The following is a 15,944-nucleotide window of genomic DNA, read 5'->3' as shown; positions in this document are numbered from 1 at the left end:
GGACCAGCGACAAACCGATACCGCACTGGTTGTTTCTGGTCCAGCACCGCCGCCGACGTTAAAATGTGATTGTGGTAAAGAATAGCCCGAGCGGACGATGCCGGTTCGAGTTCGACCATAGTTTCGATGAAACGGCGGAATTGCGCGCCAACTCTGCCCGCCGGGTCTCGCCAAATCATGGAGACGACCTAACTTCTTCCGATCGCTACGGACCTGGAGATCAAGGCTATGGCATCCCCCTCGCTCAAAACCATCTGCGTCTACGGCGCGGGCGCGCTCGGCGGCGCCATCGCGGCGAAACTGGCTTTGGGACTGAGGGAGCAAGCGACCGTTTCCGTCGTGGCGCGTGGCGGGCATCTGGAAGGCATTCGCGCGGATGGCTTGCGGGTCTGGGAGGCTCAAGCGGACAGCCCGCTCGTGGCGCAGGTGACTGCAACGGACAACACCGCGGAGCTTCCGCCACAGGACTTGGTAATCACGGGACTTAAGGGCCACCAGCTCGATGCGGCAGCCCCCGGCATCGCCAGGCTCCTGCATGATCGGACGCGTGTCATGATGGTCCTGAACGGCATACCCTGGTGGTATTTTCATCGGGATGAGCAAAGCGGCCATGCCGAGCGCCAGATGGAGGAGCTCGATCCGAACGGCAATCTGTGGCGGCTGATCGGGCCTCAGCGCGTTGTCGGCTGCGTCGCCTATCAGGGCGCCGAGGTCATCAATCCCGGCGAGATCAAGCTCAGCAACAACGGTCATTTCGTCCTCGGAGAACCCTCCGGCGAAACGACCGCCGACATCGAAGCGATCGCAGCTCTCTTGAAGCGCGGCGGGGTCAACGTCTCGATCTCACCGCGCATTCGCGACGAAATCTGGAGCAAGCTGATGGGCAATGCCGCCTTCAATCCGATCAGCGCCCTGACGCGAGCACTGATGTCCGACATCATGGACAACCCGGCCCTGTCGGCCATGGTCGGCCAGGTGATGAACGAGGTGAAGACCGTTGCGGAAGCCTTGGGTGCACGCCTGGCGATTTCCGTCGAAGAACGCCTCGAACGCTCCCTCCAGATCGGTCCGGTACGCACCTCGATGCTGCAGGATCTGCTAGCCGGCAAGGCGCTGGAAATCACGCCGCTGGTCGGCATGGTCGTCTCGCTCGGCAAGCTCGCCGGTGTCGCGACGCCGACTTCGGCGACAATCCTGGCGCTGGTGACGCAGTTGGACCGGGAGAACTTGCGGGTGGCGGGATAAGCCTGTCATCCGCCGACTTCCCCACCTGCCCCGCCCGGTTCGGTGAACCTCTGCATCTTTATATCTCCCCTATTTCTTTGCCCTCTGCCTCGAATGGATTTCCTATGCGGGTCGGCGCTACCGTGGGGATCAGATGCAGAGGTAGACGCCATGCTTGAGACACACTCCACCAACCTTGCAGAGTCCATCCGTTTTCTTGTGCGGGGCAGCGACGAAAGACGCCAACGCATTGTCGCTTCTACCCCCACGGCCAAAGCCCCACCGAAGCGACGGCTTCGCGACCGGCGTGTCCGCGAAAGACGTACCTTCTACGCCATGTTCGCCTTCGGGCTGCTGCTCGGCGGCCTTGAGCTTTTCATAGTGCTGCATGCTCTCTGAGCGGCCAGAAGATCATGATGAAACCGGCCTTGCGTGTGGGCGGTGCGATCACCTCGCTCGTCACGCCGTTTCGGGACGATACGATCGATACCGTCGGTCTGATGGCGCATGTGGAATGGCAATTGCTGAGCGGCATCGACGGCTTGCTCGCCTGCTCCTTGACCGGCGAAGGACCTGTGCTCACTGCGGCTGAGCGAGTGCGGATCATCGAGATCTGCGCCGAATTGGCGGAGGGCCGGGTCCCCGTTATCGTCGCTACCGGCACCAATAACACGGCAACGACGATCGAGGAGACACGGCAGGCCCAGGCACTCGGCGCCGATGCGGCCTTCGTTACGCTTCCCTATTATTCCAAGCCGAGCCAGAAAGGTCTTGTCCATCATTTCGAGCGGCTGGCCGCCAGCACCGATCTGCCGCTGATCATCCATAACCTGCCCGCCCATACCGCCATCGACCTGACGCCCGCGACGGTCGCGCGGCTGGCGGAAATCCCGACCATCATCGGCATCGCCGATGGCAGCGGCGATATCGGCCGCATCAGCACCTGGCGTCCTCTGCTGCCGGAAAGGATCGGGCTCTATTCGACCCATGATGCAACCGCGCTCGCCTTCACCATGGCTGGCGGACGGGGTTCGTTTTCAAGTGCGGCCAACATCGCACCGCGGCTTTTCCGCTCCATGCAGCTATCGGCGGCGTGCGACCATATGGCGACGGCGCTGCTGATCGACGATCGGCTGCGGCCGCTGCTCAAGGCGCTTGCGCGTGAACCCGAACCGGCAACGGTGAAGCATGCCTTGTCTCCGATAAGGGACATCAGCCCGGATGTACGCCTGCCGCTAACCGGCGTCGAAGCCGAGACGGATGCGGCGATCAGGACGGCGATGGCTTCGCTTCAACTCGCCTACCAAAGCGACGCATCCTCGCCGAGGACTTTCCGAACAGGATTATGAAAGCAACCTATCCCTATGAGATTTTTATATTTTAGCGTTTTCTGCCAAATGGAAAACATATCGGATCACTCATAGATTTATTTGCATGGCGCTTGCGTCGCCCAAAATCGACCGCAGCGCCGGTGACACTTGGAAAGGAACTATGATGTCACGTTACATGCAATATGGCGCTGCTGATCCGCTCCAACGCCCTCGCCCCACCGCTCTCGTGGGGACCAAGCGGCCGACCCCGTTTCATACACTGCTAAACGGACTTCGCGCCATAGCGCCACGCCTGGCGCTCGTCTTCCTCGGCGCCGGCATCATCCAGGCGCTGATGCACTGGGCTGGCAACTGAGTGTAGCGAAGCGATTTACGAGGGAAAACACATGGCAGATGCACAGCATATTCAGCGCCGCTCGGCTCACATTGCCGTCTCGCCGGCACCCGCCCGCTTCACGGTCGGCCGCGACCGCCGTGGCGCCTGGATCGTCTGGGATCGGCAGGGTCTTGTCGGCGGCCTGTTCGCCACCGAGAAGGCGGCGCTGCATTTTGCAGCGGAAGAGTGCAACTATAATCCGGCCGATATATGCCGCGCCCCAGAGGGCTCGGTGCTCGAACTCGACGGCTTCGCGATGCCGTCTCCAAATCTGCATTAGATGTAGCAATTCGAAACAGCTTCGATCGCCTCACGGCACCCGACCCAACTCTTCCTTAACCGGCACTTGCGTAAAATAGCGGCCGGGTGTCACCAGAGTAAAAGAGCAATGTCGAAGCCTGCCTTCCGTTACAGCCACTATGATCTCAACGAGCAGCGCGCCGGCACCGTGATCGAGATCACACTGTCGGCCATCGCCAATGTCCGGTTGATGAACAGCTCGAATTTCGAGCGCTTTACGGAAACTCTGAAGCACCAGTTCCTCGGCGGCGTCGCCAAGAAATCGCCGATCCGGCTGTCCATTCCGGAGACCGGCCATTGGCATCTGGTCGTGGATATGGAAGGCCACAACGGCATGGCGGAATCGAGCGTCAAGATGATCGACAAGGCTCCCGCACCGCGCATGCAAAAGGCAGCGGAAGTCGTCACCGCTAGGTGACGTCCAACCTATGGTTCGCCGCGCTCCTTGCGCAGCTTCGCCCACCAGTCCAGCCGTTTGCGGATTTCGCGCTCGAAACCACGCTCCGGCGGATCGTAGAAGGTCTGGCGGCCCATCTTTTCCGGAAAATAATTCTGGCCCGAAAACGCGTCGGGCTCGTCGTGATCATAACGGTAACCGTCGCCATATCCTTCCGTGCGCATCAGCTTCGTCGGCGCATTGAGGATATGCTTGGGCGGCAGCAGCGAGCCGTTCTGTTTGGCGGCCTGCGTGGCAGCCTTGAAGGCAGTATAGACGGCGTTCGACTTTGGAGCGGTAGCGAGATAGACACAGGCCTCGGCCAAGGCCAATTCACCTTCCGGTGACCCCAGATAATCATAAGCATCCTTGGCGGCGTTACAGATGACCAGCGCCTGCGGATCGGCAAGGCCGATATCCTCCACCGCCATGCGCACCAGCCGCCTTCCGAGATAAAGCGGGTCTTCGCCGGCATCGAACATGCGGGCGAGATAGTAGAGCGCCGCGTCAGGGTCGGAGCCGCGCACCGACTTATGCAGAGCCGAAATCAGATTGTAATGGCCGTCCTGAGCCTTGTCGTAGACCGGCGCCCGGCGCTGCACGATCTTGACCAGCGCATCAGGATCGAAAAGCTCGTCCTTGCGCGCGGCGCGCCAGGCTTCTTCGGCCAGAGTCAGCACTGAGCGGCCATCGCCATCGGCCATGCGGATCAGGCTGGCGCGGGCATCCTCGGTCAACGGCAACGGCCGGCCTTCAGCCGCCTCGGCGCGGCGCAGCAATTCCTCCAGGCTTTCCTCGTCATGCGAGCGAAACGTCAGGACACGCGCACGGGATAGGAGAGCGGCGTTGAGCTCGAAAGACGGGTTTTCAGTGGTGGCGCCGACCAGAATGACGGTGCCATCCTCCATGACCGGCAGGAAGCTATCCTGCTGGGCGCGGTTGAAGCGATGGATCTCGTCGACGAAAAGCAGCGTCTGGCGGCCATCCATGCGGCGCAGACGCGCGGCTTCGAACACCTTCTTCAGATCTGCGACGCCGGAGAAGATTGCCGAGATCTGCTCGAAGGCCAAGCCCGCCTCGCCCGACAGCAACCGTGCCACCGTCGTCTTGCCGGTGCCTGGCGGCCCCCAGAAGATCATGGAGCCGAGCGAGCCGGAGTCGATCATTCGCCGCAGCGCGCCATCCTCACCGGCCAGATGTGGCTGGCCGGTGACATCGCTCAAGGTTTGCGGCCGCAGACGATCGGCGAGAGGCCGCCTCTTGGCGACCTCCTCCGGTATCCGCGGTGCAAACAGATCGTCACTCATCGGAAGAACTGCCGGATGCGTTGACCGTCGCGCTCGATTTCGACGCGCCAGAAGCTTGGATTGCCCGTAACGGCCTGCTGCAGCACGTCCGTCGAGGTGATCGCGACGCCGTTGACGGAAACGACGATATCCTTCGGCGCAAAGCCAAGGCGCTCTGCCTGCGAATCCGCCTTCAGGTTCTCGACGACGACGCCGTTCGCATCTGGAGGCAGATGCAGTTCATCGGCGACGCGCGGCGAGAGGTTGGCAACGGTCGCACCTGAGAAGGGATTGTTGCCCTGGATCAGTTTCTCATCCCGCGGCGTGGATTCCGGCGCGGCGGCGAGCGTCATGCTGTCGTGCATTTCTTTGCCGTTGTCCAGAACGGTCAAATCAACGGTAGCACCGAGGCCAGCCGTCGTCAGACGATAACCAAGCGCGTCCGGATGCTCGACCGGGATATTGTTGATGGCCGTGACGACCTCGCCAGCCTTCAGACCAGCCTTCGCCGCCGGCCCGCCATCGATCACCTTGGTCACCAGCGCACCGCGCACCTTGTCAAGGCCCAGCGCCTCGGCAACATCAGATGTCACCGGTTCAAAGGAAGCGCCGATATAGGGGCGATCGAAGGTCTTGTCGCCGCGATCGGCCGCCGCGAGAAACACCTTGACCAGATTGGCGGGGATGGCGAAGCCAATGCCGTTCGAGCCGCCGCCCTGGGAAAAGATGGCCGTGTTGAGGCCGATCAGTTCGCCCGACATATTCGCCAAAGCACCGCCGGAATTGCCGGGATTGATCGAGGCATCGGTCTGGATGAAGAAGCCGACCTGGTTCTTCACCTGGTTGCGGGCCAGCGCCGATACGATGCCGCTCGTCACCGTCTGGCCAACGCCGAAGGGATTGCCGATCGCCAGCACGAGATCGCCAACTTCGACGGCATCAGAATTGCCAAGCGGCAGGATGGGGAAGCTCTGGTTCTTGGATTTGATCTTCAGAACGGCGAGATCGACCCGATCATCCTTCAGCACGACATCGCAGGGAAATTCGCGGCCGTCGGAGAGTGCGATCTTGATATCGTCGGCACCGTCGATGACATGGTTGTTGGTGATGACCGTGCCGTTGGCTTCGACAATGACGCCGGAGCCGAGCGAAGACTGCTTCTCGGTGCGATTCGGCATGCGCTGGCCGAAGAACTGTTCGAAGAAGGGATCGCCGGCAAAGGGCGACTGCCGTTGTACCATCCGCTCGGCATAGACATTGACCACGGCGCCGGCCGTCTGTTTGACCAGCGGCGCAAACGAAAGCTGCATTTGCATCTGGCTCTGCGGCACGGACTTTGCTGTCTGTGCCTCGGCGGAAAGCGGCATCGTCATGATGAGGGCGATCATCGAAACGGCGGTGCGCTTCAGCAGGACCTGCATGGAATTTTCCTTCTTTAATGCTCTTGAAACAACGTTGTAGCGTCCGACGCTAGAAAGGAAAGAGGGCGGAAGCATGAAGTATAATTGGTCGTTCACACACGGGAAGAACAGGTGTGATGAACAAAAACGCGTGATCGCGCATTTCGTTTCGGAAACCGGCAGATGGAGCAAAATCATGCGATCAACCAGCCTTGCAGCAGTCTTTCTCGTTACCCTCCTGACGACGGCCAACACATCGGAGGCTGCGAGCTTCAATTGCGATTCGCAGACCCTTCAGCCGGACGAGAAGATGATCTGCGACAACAGAGCGCTCAACGATGCCGACGTGAAAATGGTGACGACCTTCGACCTGCTCTCCGGCCTGCTCGCCATGGGCTCACGCGGGACGCTGCAAGACGAACAGACGGCCTGGCTGAAGAAGCGACAGGCCTGTGGCGCCGATGCCGCTTGCATCAAAGAGGCTTATGACGAACGGCTGAAAGCGTTGGATGAGACGTATAAGCGGATCAATCGGCCGTTGTGAGCAGGCCTCTTGCACGATCGTCCCCTCGCCCCGTGTAAACGGGGAGAGGGCTAGGGTGAGGGGCTACCGCGGGTCCGGCAAACTCTGCCGTCGCGGTTGATTTCCAGAAGGCCCCTCATCCGACCTGGTACAATTTCGCTGTGCTCAATTGTGCCAGCCCACGTTCTCCCCGCCCCTTCGACAAGCTCAGGACGGGGCGAAGGAATTTAGTCATTTACCACCCAAATCGCGGACCGCACCCCGGTCAGCACTCGTCGCAAAGGCCGCATAAGCCTTCAGCGCCGTCGTGACGTTGCGCTTGCGCTGTTCTGCCGGATGCCAACCGCTGGCGTTCTGAGCTTCGCGGCGGACGGCGAGTTCTTTTTCGTCAACGCGCAGGCTGATGGTGCGATTCGGGATGTCGATGTCGATCATGTCGCCTTCACGCACCAGGCCGATCGTGCCGCCATTGGCCGCTTCGGGCGAAACGTGGCCGATCGAGAGGCCCGAGGTGCCGCCGGAGAAACGGCCGTCGGTGATCAGCGCGCAGGCCTTGCCGAGGCCCTTCGACTTCAGATAGCTCGTCGGATAGAGCATTTCCTGCATGCCCGGGCCGCCCTTCGGGCCTTCATAGCGGATGACGACGACGTCGCCGGCCTTGATCTCGTTGCTGAGGATAGCCTTGACGGATGCGTCCTGGCTTTCGAAGACCCTGGCTGGGCCGGAGAATTTCAGGATCGATTCATCGACGCCGGCCGTCTTCACGATGCAGCCGTCCAACGCCAGATTGCCCTTGAGAACAGCGAGACCGCCATCCTTGGAGAAGGGATGCTCGACGGAGCGGATGACGCCGTTCTGGCGGTCGGTGTCGAGTTCTTCCCAACGGGCGTTCTGGCTGAAAGCGACCTGGGTCGGAATGCCGCCGGGAGCCGCACGGAAGAATTCGCGCACCGTCTCGCTGTTGGTGCGGGTAATGTCCCAGCGGTCGATGGCATCGCCAAGGGTTTCGGCATGAACGGTCGGGCAATCGCGGTTGATCAGGCCGCCCTTGTCGAGCTCGCCGAGGATCGACATGATGCCGCCGGCGCGATGCACGTCTTCCATATGCACATCGCTCTTGGCCGGCGCGACCTTCGACAGGCACGGCACGCGGCGCGAAAGGGCGTCGATATCAGCCATGGTGAAATCGACTTCGCCTTCATGGGCGGCAGCGAGAATATGCAGAACCGTGTTGGTGGAGCCGCCCATGGCAATATCGAGCGCCATGGCGTTCTCGAAAGCCTGCTTTGAAGCAACGGTGCGCGGCAGGACGGAGCCATCCTCCTGCTCGTAATAGCGGCGGGCGAGATCGACGATCAGATGGCCGGCTTCGACGAAGAGGCGCTTGCGGTCCGCATGGGTGGCGAGCGTAGAGCCATTGCCCGGCAGCGACAGGCCGAGAGCTTCGGTCAAGCAGTTCATCGAATTGGCCGTGAACATGCCCGAGCAGGAGCCGCAGGTCGGACAGGCCGAGCGTTCGATGACCTGAACGTCCTCGTCGCTGATCTTGTCGTCGGCAGCGGCAACCATGGCGTCGACCAGATCGAGTGCATGCTTCTTGCCGTGCAGGACAACCTTACCGGCCTCCATCGGGCCGCCGGATACGAAGACCGTCGGGATGTTCAGGCGCAGCGAGGCCATCAGCATGCCGGGGGTGATCTTGTCGCAGTTGGAGATGCAGACCATGGCGTCTGCGCAATGGGCATTGACCATGTATTCAACGCTGTCGGCGATCAGCTCGCGCGAGGGCAGCGAATAGAGCATGCCGTCATGGCCCATGGCGATACCGTCATCGACGGCGATGGTGTTGAATTCCTTGGCGACGCCGCCGGCGGCTTCGATTTCGCGCGCTACGAGCTGGCCGAGATCCTTGAGGTGAACGTGGCCCGGCACGAACTGGGTGAAGGAGTTGACCACTGCGATGATGGGCTTGCCGAAATCGCTATCCTTCATACCCGTCGCGCGCCAAAGGCCGCGCGCGCCCGCCATGTTGCGGCCATGGGTCGTGGTTCTGGAACGATAAGCTGGCATGGTGTCTTCCTCGTCGTCTTGGAAATTGTGAGGCGCCGGCCGGCCAAGGCTTTGCGCCGAAGGGAGCGCCGACAATCCTGCTTTTTGGAATTGTCCTAATCCAATCGCACCGGACTGTCACTGTCAACTAGACCGAATCCGGTACGCCGCAAGGGCAAAGCAAGTCTCGGGCTCAGTCATCGGCCAAATGACATGGACACCGCAGAAGACGATTTATTCCCTCACGGAAGCACACAAAAAGTTGGTTTCCGTTGAAAAGAAATAACGTCGTAAGACGGTAACAAATCGTGCTTCTCCTCCGTAGAGGCCGTATCATCTCTACGATCGTAGAAAGGAATATTGTAATGCCTTCCTATCGCCCGCCGAAGATCGCTTCTTCCGAGATCACGCCGCGCTCGGTCTATCTGAGGCGCCGGGAATTCCTGACGGCTGCGGCCGGCGCCGGCCTCGCGATTGCTAGCGGGAAAAGCGCTTTTGCCGATACGTTGAACGCGACGAAGAGCAACTATACGGTCGACGAGAAACTGACGCCGCTCAAGGACGTCACCACTTACAACAATTTCTATGAATTCGGTCTCGACAAGGCCGATCCGGCGAAGCTTTCGGGCAATTTCAAGCCGCGGCCCTGGACCGTCAAGGTCGATGGCATGGTCGGCAAACCCGGCACATTCGACATCGATGCGCTGATCAAGGACTTTCCGCCGGAAGAGCGCGTCTATCGCATGCGCTGCGTCGAGGCATGGTCGATGGTCATTCCCTGGGACGGCTTTCCGCTCTCTGCCCTGCTCGACAAGGTCGAGCCGCTTGGCAGCGCCAAATTCGTCGCCTTCGAAACGGTCGTACGGCCGGAGGAGATGCCCGGGCAGTCAGGCGTTTTCCAGTCGCTGAACTGGCCCTATGTCGAAGGCCTGCGGCTCGATGAAGCGCGCAATCCGCTGACACTTTTGGCCGTCGGTCTCTATGGCGAGATGTTGCCGAATGCGAACGGCGCGCCGATCCGCCTTGTCGTGCCTTGGAAATATGGCTTCAAGGGCATCAAGTCGATTGTCCGCATCACGCTCACCGACAAGCAGCCAGTGAACACCTGGCAAGCGACCAACAGCCAGGAATACGGCTTCTATGCCAACGTCAATCCCGCGGTCGATCACCCGCGCTGGAGCCAGGCGACCGAGCGCCGCATCGGCGAAGGCGGCTTCTTCGGCGCCAATCGTCACCCCACCCTACCCTTCAACGGCTATGCCGATCAGGTCGCAAGTCTTTATGCCGGCATGGACCTGCGGGCGAATTTCTGATGACTCTTTCCCTCGCCCTGCCCAAACGCTGGCAGCCTGCTTCCGTCTGGACGCTTTACGTCGTCGGCCTGATACCGGCCGCATGGGAATTCTATCTCGGCACCACGGACCAGCTCGGCGCCGATGCGGTGAAGACCTTCGAGCTATTCCTCGGGCTCTGGGCGATCCGCTTCCTGCTCTTGACGCTCGCCGTCACCCCGGCGCGCGATCTCTTTGGCTGGAACTACCTGCGCTACCGCCGGGCGCTTGGCCTGCTCTGCTTCTACTACGCGCTGATGCATCTGGCAGTCTATATGATCCTCGACCAGGCGCTGGACGTGCAGGCCCTCATCGGCGATGTGCTGAAGCGGCCCTTCATCATGTTCGGCATGGCGGGGCTTGTGATGCTGCTCGCGCTGGCCGTGACCTCCAACAATTTTTCGATCAAACGTCTCGGCAAGAAATGGATCTGGCTGCATCGGCTGGTCTACATCATCGCCGCCTGCGGCGCGCTGCATTTCGCGCTGTCGACCAAGGTGCTGTCGCTGGAGCAATTCATCTATATCGGCCTGCTGATGGCCATGATCCTTTATCGATCGTACCGTCCGATCATGATGGAGAAACGCAGGGCGGTGCGGAAACCGGCTGCGGTTTCCCGCTCCAAAGCCGCTTAGGATCGGAACTGAAGCCCGTCGTTCTCGGGCTTCAGTTCGTCATTGGAGAGCGACTTTGCTTTGCTGCTGCGAAACCTCCACGGTCGCGGTCAGGCCGGCGATCAGCTTGGTGTCGTCAGGCACCTTGTCGAGAGCAATACGCACGGGAACACGCTGCGCCAGACGAACCCAACTGAAGGTTGGCGTGATATTGGCGAGCAAGCTGCCCGAGGTGCGCTCGCGGTCCTCTATGCCGGTGGCGATGCTCTCCACATGGCCCGTCAGCTTCTCCGTCTGGCCCATCAGATGGATCGATACCTCATCGCCGATCTGGATACGCGGCAGCTTGGTTTCCTCGAAATAGCCTTCCACGCGTAGGGAGTCGGCGTCGATCAGCGCAACCTTCGCCTTGCCCGCGGTGACGTAATCGCCCGGACGGAGACTAAGATTGGAAACGCTGCCGTTCACCGTCGCCTTGACCTCGGAGCGGTCGAGGTTGAGCTGGGCGAGAGCGCGATTGGCCGTGGCCTGGCCAAGAGCGGCCTGAGCCTGTTCTTCCGCGGTTTGCGCCTGCTCCTTCTGCTGGACCGAGGCGGCATCGCCGAGGCGCTGCTGTCGCGCGCTTTCGCGCTGCGCCTGATCGAGTGTCGCTTTGGCCCCTTCGAGCGCGGCGTCGGCTTGAGCCAGCGCAATGCTGAAGCGGTCGCGATCGACACGGAAGAGGACATCGCCTTTCTTGACGATCTGATTGTCCTTTACCAGGACTTCACTCACCAGGCCGGAAACATCGGGCGCAATGCCGACGACATCGGCGCGCAGCCGCGCGTCTCGCGTCCACGGCTCGTCCATATAGTGGCCCCAAAGCTGACGGCCGACAAAAACGGCTGCGGCGACGAAGACGAGGGTGACGGCGATCCGGCCGATAAGTTTGAACGCGTTCATATGAAGTACCAACGGGTGAAAGAGGAAACGGCCCCAAGAAACAGCACATAGAGGGCAAGGTCGAAGAGCCCGCGGTGCCAGACGAGGGAGTAGGCACCGAGCCGGGCCAGGACACGGCGGAAGACGATGCTCAGCCCGAGGCTCAGAAGCATCAGAACGAGGAGGCGCGGCACATAGACGCCGTAAAGATCGAATTCTGCGGGCATGGCTTTATTCTGCGGCAAGGGAAAGAGGTAAGAAGACGGATTGCTTTGATCGCCAGCTTTCTGGAGGCGGCGCCTGGGGATAAAGTGCGCGGCGCAGGCCAACCAAAGCATCGAGGCTGTCGCGGCCGCTGCCGGCATTCTCCTCGGCGATCACTCGCAGGCTTTCGTCGATCGACTGACGAAGATCGTCGGGAGCGTCGAGCGCCTGGCCGGCCTTCAGCCTTGTACGGTAGAAATGCGAAATGCCGGATAGAACGGCCCCGATAGAGGATGCGCTCGACGCGCCGAGACGCGCCCGCTCCTTCTGCAGCATCAGCACATTGAAGCCGAGGCGAACCTCTGCAAACCCGTCAACCTTCTTGAGCTCGCGATCCTCGACCGCGGCAAGACGCGGCACGAGCTGGCCCAAACGATCGAGAATACGGCCAGACAGTCGCTCGTAGTCGGCACTGCGGGCGCCGGCGGCCGTCTCCGCCAGATCCGCCCAGCCGGCATGCACCAGTCGCCGGGCTGCAATTTCGGCACCGAAGGGGCGAGCAATCAGCGTCCAGAGGAGCGCGAAACCGATGCCCGCCAAGGCGGCGATGGCTTCGTTGGTGAAGGTGGTGAAATCCGACGTATAGCGGTCCTGCAATGCGATGAAAGAGGCGCTGTTCACCGTCAGCAGCATGGCCAGCATATTGGACTGCGGCCTCGGAATGAGCAGGCCGAGCAACAGGAACGGAGGCGCGAAGGCGACGACCAGCATCTCATAGCTGTTGATGGCGGGCAGGATGGCGAAGATGTAGGTGAAGGCAATGACCAGGCTGACGGCGCACCAGATGAACATGGATGTGATGAAGGGTGCGGGGCGATCGAGCGCGGCAAAGAAGGAACAGGCGACCGCCGCCATGGTGACGAAGCCGGCGCCATTCTGCCAACCGGTGAAAATCCAGAAGAAGCAAGCGATCGCCGTTCCGACGACTACGGAGCCGGCGGAAAAGGCGAGCAGCGCATAGTCATAATGCCGGTTAGGTCCGACGACGTTGCGGTGCCGGAAAGTCGGCCGCCACACGCCGCCCTTACCGCCGGCGATGATCTGATCGCGCAGCGTCAGGCAATCCTGCCAGAGATCGACGATTTCCTTCAGCCGCGCGAGAGCACTCGACAGAACGAGATCATTCCAGCCGAAATCGGGATCGCTTTGCTGCAAGTCCTCAATCTTTCGCGACAGAATGTCGACGGTATCGCCGGCCTTGCTGCCGCCGCCTTGCCCCAACCAATCCGCCACGTCGTTCAAGACCGCGACGAGGCTCTGAGGCAAGGGGTTCTCCCCTGCCTTCAAGGCGTGTAGACGATCGGCAAGGGAAGAGAAGAGCGGCAGCAGCATCAACAGGCGGCCGCGCAGTTCACGCGAATGACGGACGATGTCCCGGCTGCCGGCATCATAGCCGAGCTGGCTGATGATGAGATCAAGCCCCGTGACATCGGCCGCGAGTTTCTGCCGTTTCAGCGGTGTCGCGGGTGACGCGCCCTCCCCGCGCAGAATTTCATCCGCCCAACTGCCGGCGTCATCGAGCCATGTCGTGATGCGTTGACCGAGAACGGTGCTGACGCTGGTCGGAAAAACGGTGGCGCTGACAATGCTGGCGCAAACGATGCCGATGATGATCTCTTCCGAGCGGGCGAGTGCGACGTCGAAGATCGTTTGAGGCGAGCCGACGGTCGGCAAGGCGATCAATGGCAGCGAATAGCCAGCGAGCATGAAAACGTAGCTGCGCGACGTCCGGTCGAGCATCGAAATGAACAGCAGCGTCCCAGTCCATAGCGCGACGACAATGGAAAGAAGTTCGGGAGCATCGACGAAGAGCGGAACGAAGAAGACCGCGGCGGAGGCTCCCAGGAGAGTTCCGAGCGCGCGATAAAGCGCTTTCGAACTCGTTGCCCCTGCGAGCGGATTGGCTACGACATAAACGGCCGCCATGGCCCAATAGGGCCGCGGGAGATCCAGCGACAGCGCGATGAACAGCGCAAGCATGGATGCGAGAAAGGCCTTGGCCGAAAACAGCCAGTCGCGCCAGGACGGAAGGTTCATGACACGGCTTCGCGCTGCGGATTGGATTCGGAAGGCTTCGGCTCCTCGAAATCATCGAAGGCCTGCAACACACGGATCGCGGCTTCGAGATCGGCCTTGTCGACATTGGCAAGGATCCTGCCGCGCAATTCGTCAAGCGTCTCTTCCATGCGGGCGGCGAGCATCTCGCCCTTGGCCGTCAGCCATAGGCCCTTTGCCCGGCGATCCGTCGGATCGTCCTTGCGCAGGACAAGCCCCAGAGCTTCAAGCTGGTCGAGCAACCTCACCAGCGACGGCCCTTCGATGCCGACATAATTGGCAAGGGCCACCTGCCGCACACCGCCGCCAAGACGGCCGATCCATATGAGCGGCGCGGCGGCAGCCTCCAAGATGCCATGGGAGCTAAGCGCAAGATCGACGGCCCGGCGCCATTGGCGGCCGGTCGAAAGGAGATTGGCAGTGAATATGCGTTGCAGGGCGCCAAAAGATTTCATAGCAATCTATTAGCATTAAATTAGTTAGTATTCAAATTATTTTAGCCCTAAGCTCTATCGAAAATGTGAAATGCAGCTATGCGCTCGGGGGTGGGAGGCGCGACAAGCCGACTGAGGCCGCAAAGCCGAGCTCGCTGCTCACATCATCTCTTGTCTATCGACGCTGCCAAGATAGGAGCAGATCATTCTCACCAGTTCCTGCTTCAGCTCTGGCGAATCCAGGGTGCCCTTTCGAGCCCCGTTATGGATGACGCCTTCCACCACGCCGGAGATGAGTTGAGCGAGAATGTCGTTCGAAGGACCAGCGTTGCCGCTCCGATTCGCAGCCACAAAACGCCTGTAATGATTTTGATAGTCTGCCAAAAACGCATCATGGCAGATCTCGAACCTTCAAGCCCAGGCACCTCGTCCAGAAGCACCCTGTGAAGCTCCGGGTTCACACTGTGAGCATCGATCATCCCTTGTACAAGGGCCTCGACACTCCGTTGCAGCGGCAAGTCGGATGCAGTCGCCTGACGCAGGACGGTTAGGACTTCGTCGAAATGGCGGCGTCTTATGGCTTCGACCAGAGAGAGCTTGTCTGGAAAATACTGATAGAGCGAACCGATACTTATGCCAGCTACGGCCGCGACGGTATTCGTCGTGAAGCAGGCCCATCCGTGGTCGCCCAAAATGCGAGCACCGGCCTCGATGATCGCGTCCACCGTTGCCCGCGAACGCGCCTGGCTCGGCTCTTTCCGCATCGGCGACCGCGGCTTTTTAATGCGAGTAGACATGCGCTCCCCGCTTCGTAAAAATGTGAACACTCTACTCGCATTTTTCCGGCCGCCGAAAGGGCAATATCATCATGAGCGAATTGTCATTGCTGCAGACTCTTTTCAACTATCAGGCCTGGGCGAATAAGGAACTGCTCGACAGCATCGGCCACCTCGATCCGACACAGCATGGCAAGGAGCGCCATCTCTCGATACGCCTGATGAATCATTCGCTGGTCGTCGCCCGGATATTTGCGGCGCATCTGACCGGGCAGGAGCATGGCTACGCAGACGACAACACACCCGAGACGCCTTCCCTTCTGGATCTTCATGCGGCGCTGACCGCCTCGGATCAATGGTACCTGAAATACCTCGAAACCATCAGCCCCGAGCTTCTATCCGAAGCTTTGCCATTTGTCTTCACGGACGGAGACAGAGGCTGCATGACGCGCCAGGAAATGCTCCTCCACGTCGTCACGCATGGAGGCTATCACAGGGGCGAGATTGGCCGCCTCCTGACACAACTCTCCATCACGCCGCCCTGGGACACGCTTGCGGTTCATCTTCACCGCAGCGAACCCTCGCGCCGGCTGACTGCCGCCGCCGAATGAGGCGTGCCGGCAT

General features: G+C 60.8%; 18 protein-coding genes. 10 read left to right on the top strand and 8 right to left on the bottom strand.

Annotated elements, in window-relative coordinates; translation table 11 throughout:
- Positions 1 to 228 precede the first annotated feature (228 nt).
- The 6 genes from C9E91_RS08330 to C9E91_RS08305 all read left to right on the top strand — a co-directional run bounded on the left by C9E91_RS08330 (position 229) and on the right by C9E91_RS08305 (position 3,649).
- On the top strand, positions 229 to 1,245 hold the full coding sequence (locus C9E91_RS08330; RefSeq protein ID WP_107107830.1) for a ketopantoate reductase family protein: 1,017 nt from the start codon (positions 229 to 231) through the stop codon (positions 1,243 to 1,245).
- Between the two features lie 150 nt (positions 1,246 to 1,395).
- On the top strand, positions 1,396 to 1,623 hold the full coding sequence (locus C9E91_RS19650) for a hypothetical protein (RefSeq protein ID WP_146143988.1): 228 nt from the start codon (positions 1,396 to 1,398) through the stop codon (positions 1,621 to 1,623).
- Positions 1,624 to 1,637: 14 nt separating this feature from the next.
- Positions 1,638 to 2,573, top strand: coding sequence for a 4-hydroxy-tetrahydrodipicolinate synthase (gene dapA, locus C9E91_RS08320; RefSeq protein ID WP_107107828.1), 936 nt, complete (start codon positions 1,638 to 1,640; stop codon positions 2,571 to 2,573).
- A gap of 142 nt (positions 2,574 to 2,715) precedes the next feature.
- Positions 2,716 to 2,910 (top strand): hypothetical protein, encoded by a 195-nt coding sequence (locus C9E91_RS08315; RefSeq protein ID WP_107108127.1) that lies wholly within the window; start codon positions 2,716 to 2,718, stop codon positions 2,908 to 2,910.
- A gap of 31 nt (positions 2,911 to 2,941) precedes the next feature.
- Entirely contained in the window at positions 2,942 to 3,211 is a 270-nt protein-coding gene (locus C9E91_RS08310) for a hypothetical protein (RefSeq protein WP_107107827.1), read from the top strand.
- A 108-nt stretch (positions 3,212 to 3,319) separates the two neighbouring features.
- Positions 3,320 to 3,649 carry a DUF1883 domain-containing protein gene (locus C9E91_RS08305; RefSeq protein WP_107107826.1) on the top strand — a complete coding sequence of 110 codons (330 nt, stop codon included), beginning with the start codon at positions 3,320 to 3,322 and terminating at the stop codon, positions 3,647 to 3,649.
- An 8-nt stretch (positions 3,650 to 3,657) separates the two neighbouring features.
- Here the strand turns inward: C9E91_RS08305 and C9E91_RS08300 are convergent, their stop codons facing one another.
- Both C9E91_RS08300 and C9E91_RS08295 read right to left on the bottom strand, forming a co-directional pair.
- Positions 3,658 to 4,974 (bottom strand): replication-associated recombination protein A, encoded by a 1,317-nt coding sequence (locus tag C9E91_RS08300; protein ID WP_107107825.1) that lies wholly within the window; start codon positions 4,972 to 4,974, stop codon positions 3,658 to 3,660.
- On the bottom strand, positions 4,971 to 6,374 hold the full coding sequence (locus C9E91_RS08295; RefSeq protein WP_107107824.1) for a DegQ family serine endoprotease: 1,404 nt from the start codon (positions 6,372 to 6,374) through the stop codon (positions 4,971 to 4,973). The genes C9E91_RS08300 and C9E91_RS08295 overlap by 4 nt, the downstream gene beginning before the upstream one ends.
- Positions 6,375 to 6,549: 175 nt before the next feature.
- On the opposite strand from C9E91_RS08295, the gene C9E91_RS08290 reads away from it, so the two are divergent.
- The gene (locus C9E91_RS08290; protein ID WP_107108126.1) at positions 6,550 to 6,897 is read left to right on the top strand and encodes a lysozyme inhibitor LprI family protein; all 348 of its coding nucleotides are present in this window, start codon (positions 6,550 to 6,552) and stop codon (positions 6,895 to 6,897) included.
- Positions 6,898 to 7,107: 210 nt separating this feature from the next.
- On the opposite strand, the gene ilvD is transcribed toward C9E91_RS08290, so the two are convergent.
- Positions 7,108 to 8,946, bottom strand: coding sequence for a dihydroxy-acid dehydratase (gene ilvD / locus C9E91_RS08285; RefSeq protein ID WP_107107823.1), 1,839 nt, complete (start codon positions 8,944 to 8,946; stop codon positions 7,108 to 7,110).
- 344 nt (positions 8,947 to 9,290) lie between these two features.
- Here ilvD and msrP point away from each other — a divergent pair, with 344 nt between their 5' ends.
- Complete coding sequence (gene msrP / locus C9E91_RS08280) at positions 9,291 to 10,238, top strand: protein-methionine-sulfoxide reductase catalytic subunit MsrP (protein ID WP_107107822.1); 948 nt, start codon at positions 9,291 to 9,293, stop codon at positions 10,236 to 10,238.
- Complete coding sequence (gene msrQ / locus C9E91_RS08275; protein WP_414124010.1) at positions 10,238 to 10,891, top strand: protein-methionine-sulfoxide reductase heme-binding subunit MsrQ; 654 nt, start codon at positions 10,238 to 10,240, stop codon at positions 10,889 to 10,891. Before msrP ends, msrQ begins: the two co-directional genes overlap by 1 nt.
- A gap of 39 nt (positions 10,892 to 10,930) precedes the next feature.
- Here the strand turns inward: msrQ and C9E91_RS08270 are convergent, their stop codons facing one another.
- From C9E91_RS08270 to C9E91_RS08250, 5 genes are all read right to left on the bottom strand, one after another.
- Positions 10,931 to 11,812, bottom strand: coding sequence for an efflux RND transporter periplasmic adaptor subunit (locus tag C9E91_RS08270; RefSeq protein ID WP_107107821.1), 882 nt, complete (start codon positions 11,810 to 11,812; stop codon positions 10,931 to 10,933).
- Entirely contained in the window at positions 11,809 to 12,018 is a 210-nt protein-coding gene (locus C9E91_RS08265; RefSeq protein ID WP_107107820.1) for a DUF1656 domain-containing protein, read from the bottom strand. The genes C9E91_RS08270 and C9E91_RS08265 overlap by 4 nt, the downstream gene beginning before the upstream one ends.
- 4 nt (positions 12,019 to 12,022) lie before the next feature.
- Positions 12,023 to 14,092 carry an FUSC family protein gene (locus tag C9E91_RS08260; protein ID WP_107107819.1) on the bottom strand — a complete coding sequence of 690 codons (2,070 nt, stop codon included), beginning with the start codon at positions 14,090 to 14,092 and terminating at the stop codon, positions 12,023 to 12,025.
- Entirely contained in the window at positions 14,089 to 14,565 is a 477-nt protein-coding gene (locus C9E91_RS08255; RefSeq protein ID WP_107107818.1) for a MarR family winged helix-turn-helix transcriptional regulator, read from the bottom strand. Before C9E91_RS08255 ends, C9E91_RS08260 begins: the two co-directional genes overlap by 4 nt.
- Before the next feature lie 203 nt (positions 14,566 to 14,768).
- The gene (locus C9E91_RS08250) at positions 14,769 to 15,341 is read right to left on the bottom strand and encodes a TetR/AcrR family transcriptional regulator (RefSeq protein ID WP_245407448.1); all 573 of its coding nucleotides are present in this window, start codon (positions 15,339 to 15,341) and stop codon (positions 14,769 to 14,771) included.
- Between the two features lie 71 nt (positions 15,342 to 15,412).
- On the opposite strand from C9E91_RS08250, the gene C9E91_RS08245 reads away from it, so the two are divergent.
- The gene (locus C9E91_RS08245; RefSeq protein ID WP_107107817.1) at positions 15,413 to 15,931 is read left to right on the top strand and encodes a DinB family protein; all 519 of its coding nucleotides are present in this window, start codon (positions 15,413 to 15,415) and stop codon (positions 15,929 to 15,931) included.
- The last annotated feature ends 13 nt before the right edge of the window (positions 15,932 to 15,944 follow it).

Origin of the sequence: Rhizobium sp. SEMIA4064, assembly GCF_003025035.1 — a bacterium.
GTDB classification, from domain to species: Bacteria; Pseudomonadota; Alphaproteobacteria; order Rhizobiales; family Rhizobiaceae; genus Rhizobium; species Rhizobium paranaense.
This window is presented reverse-complemented; position numbering and strand designations above follow the sequence as displayed.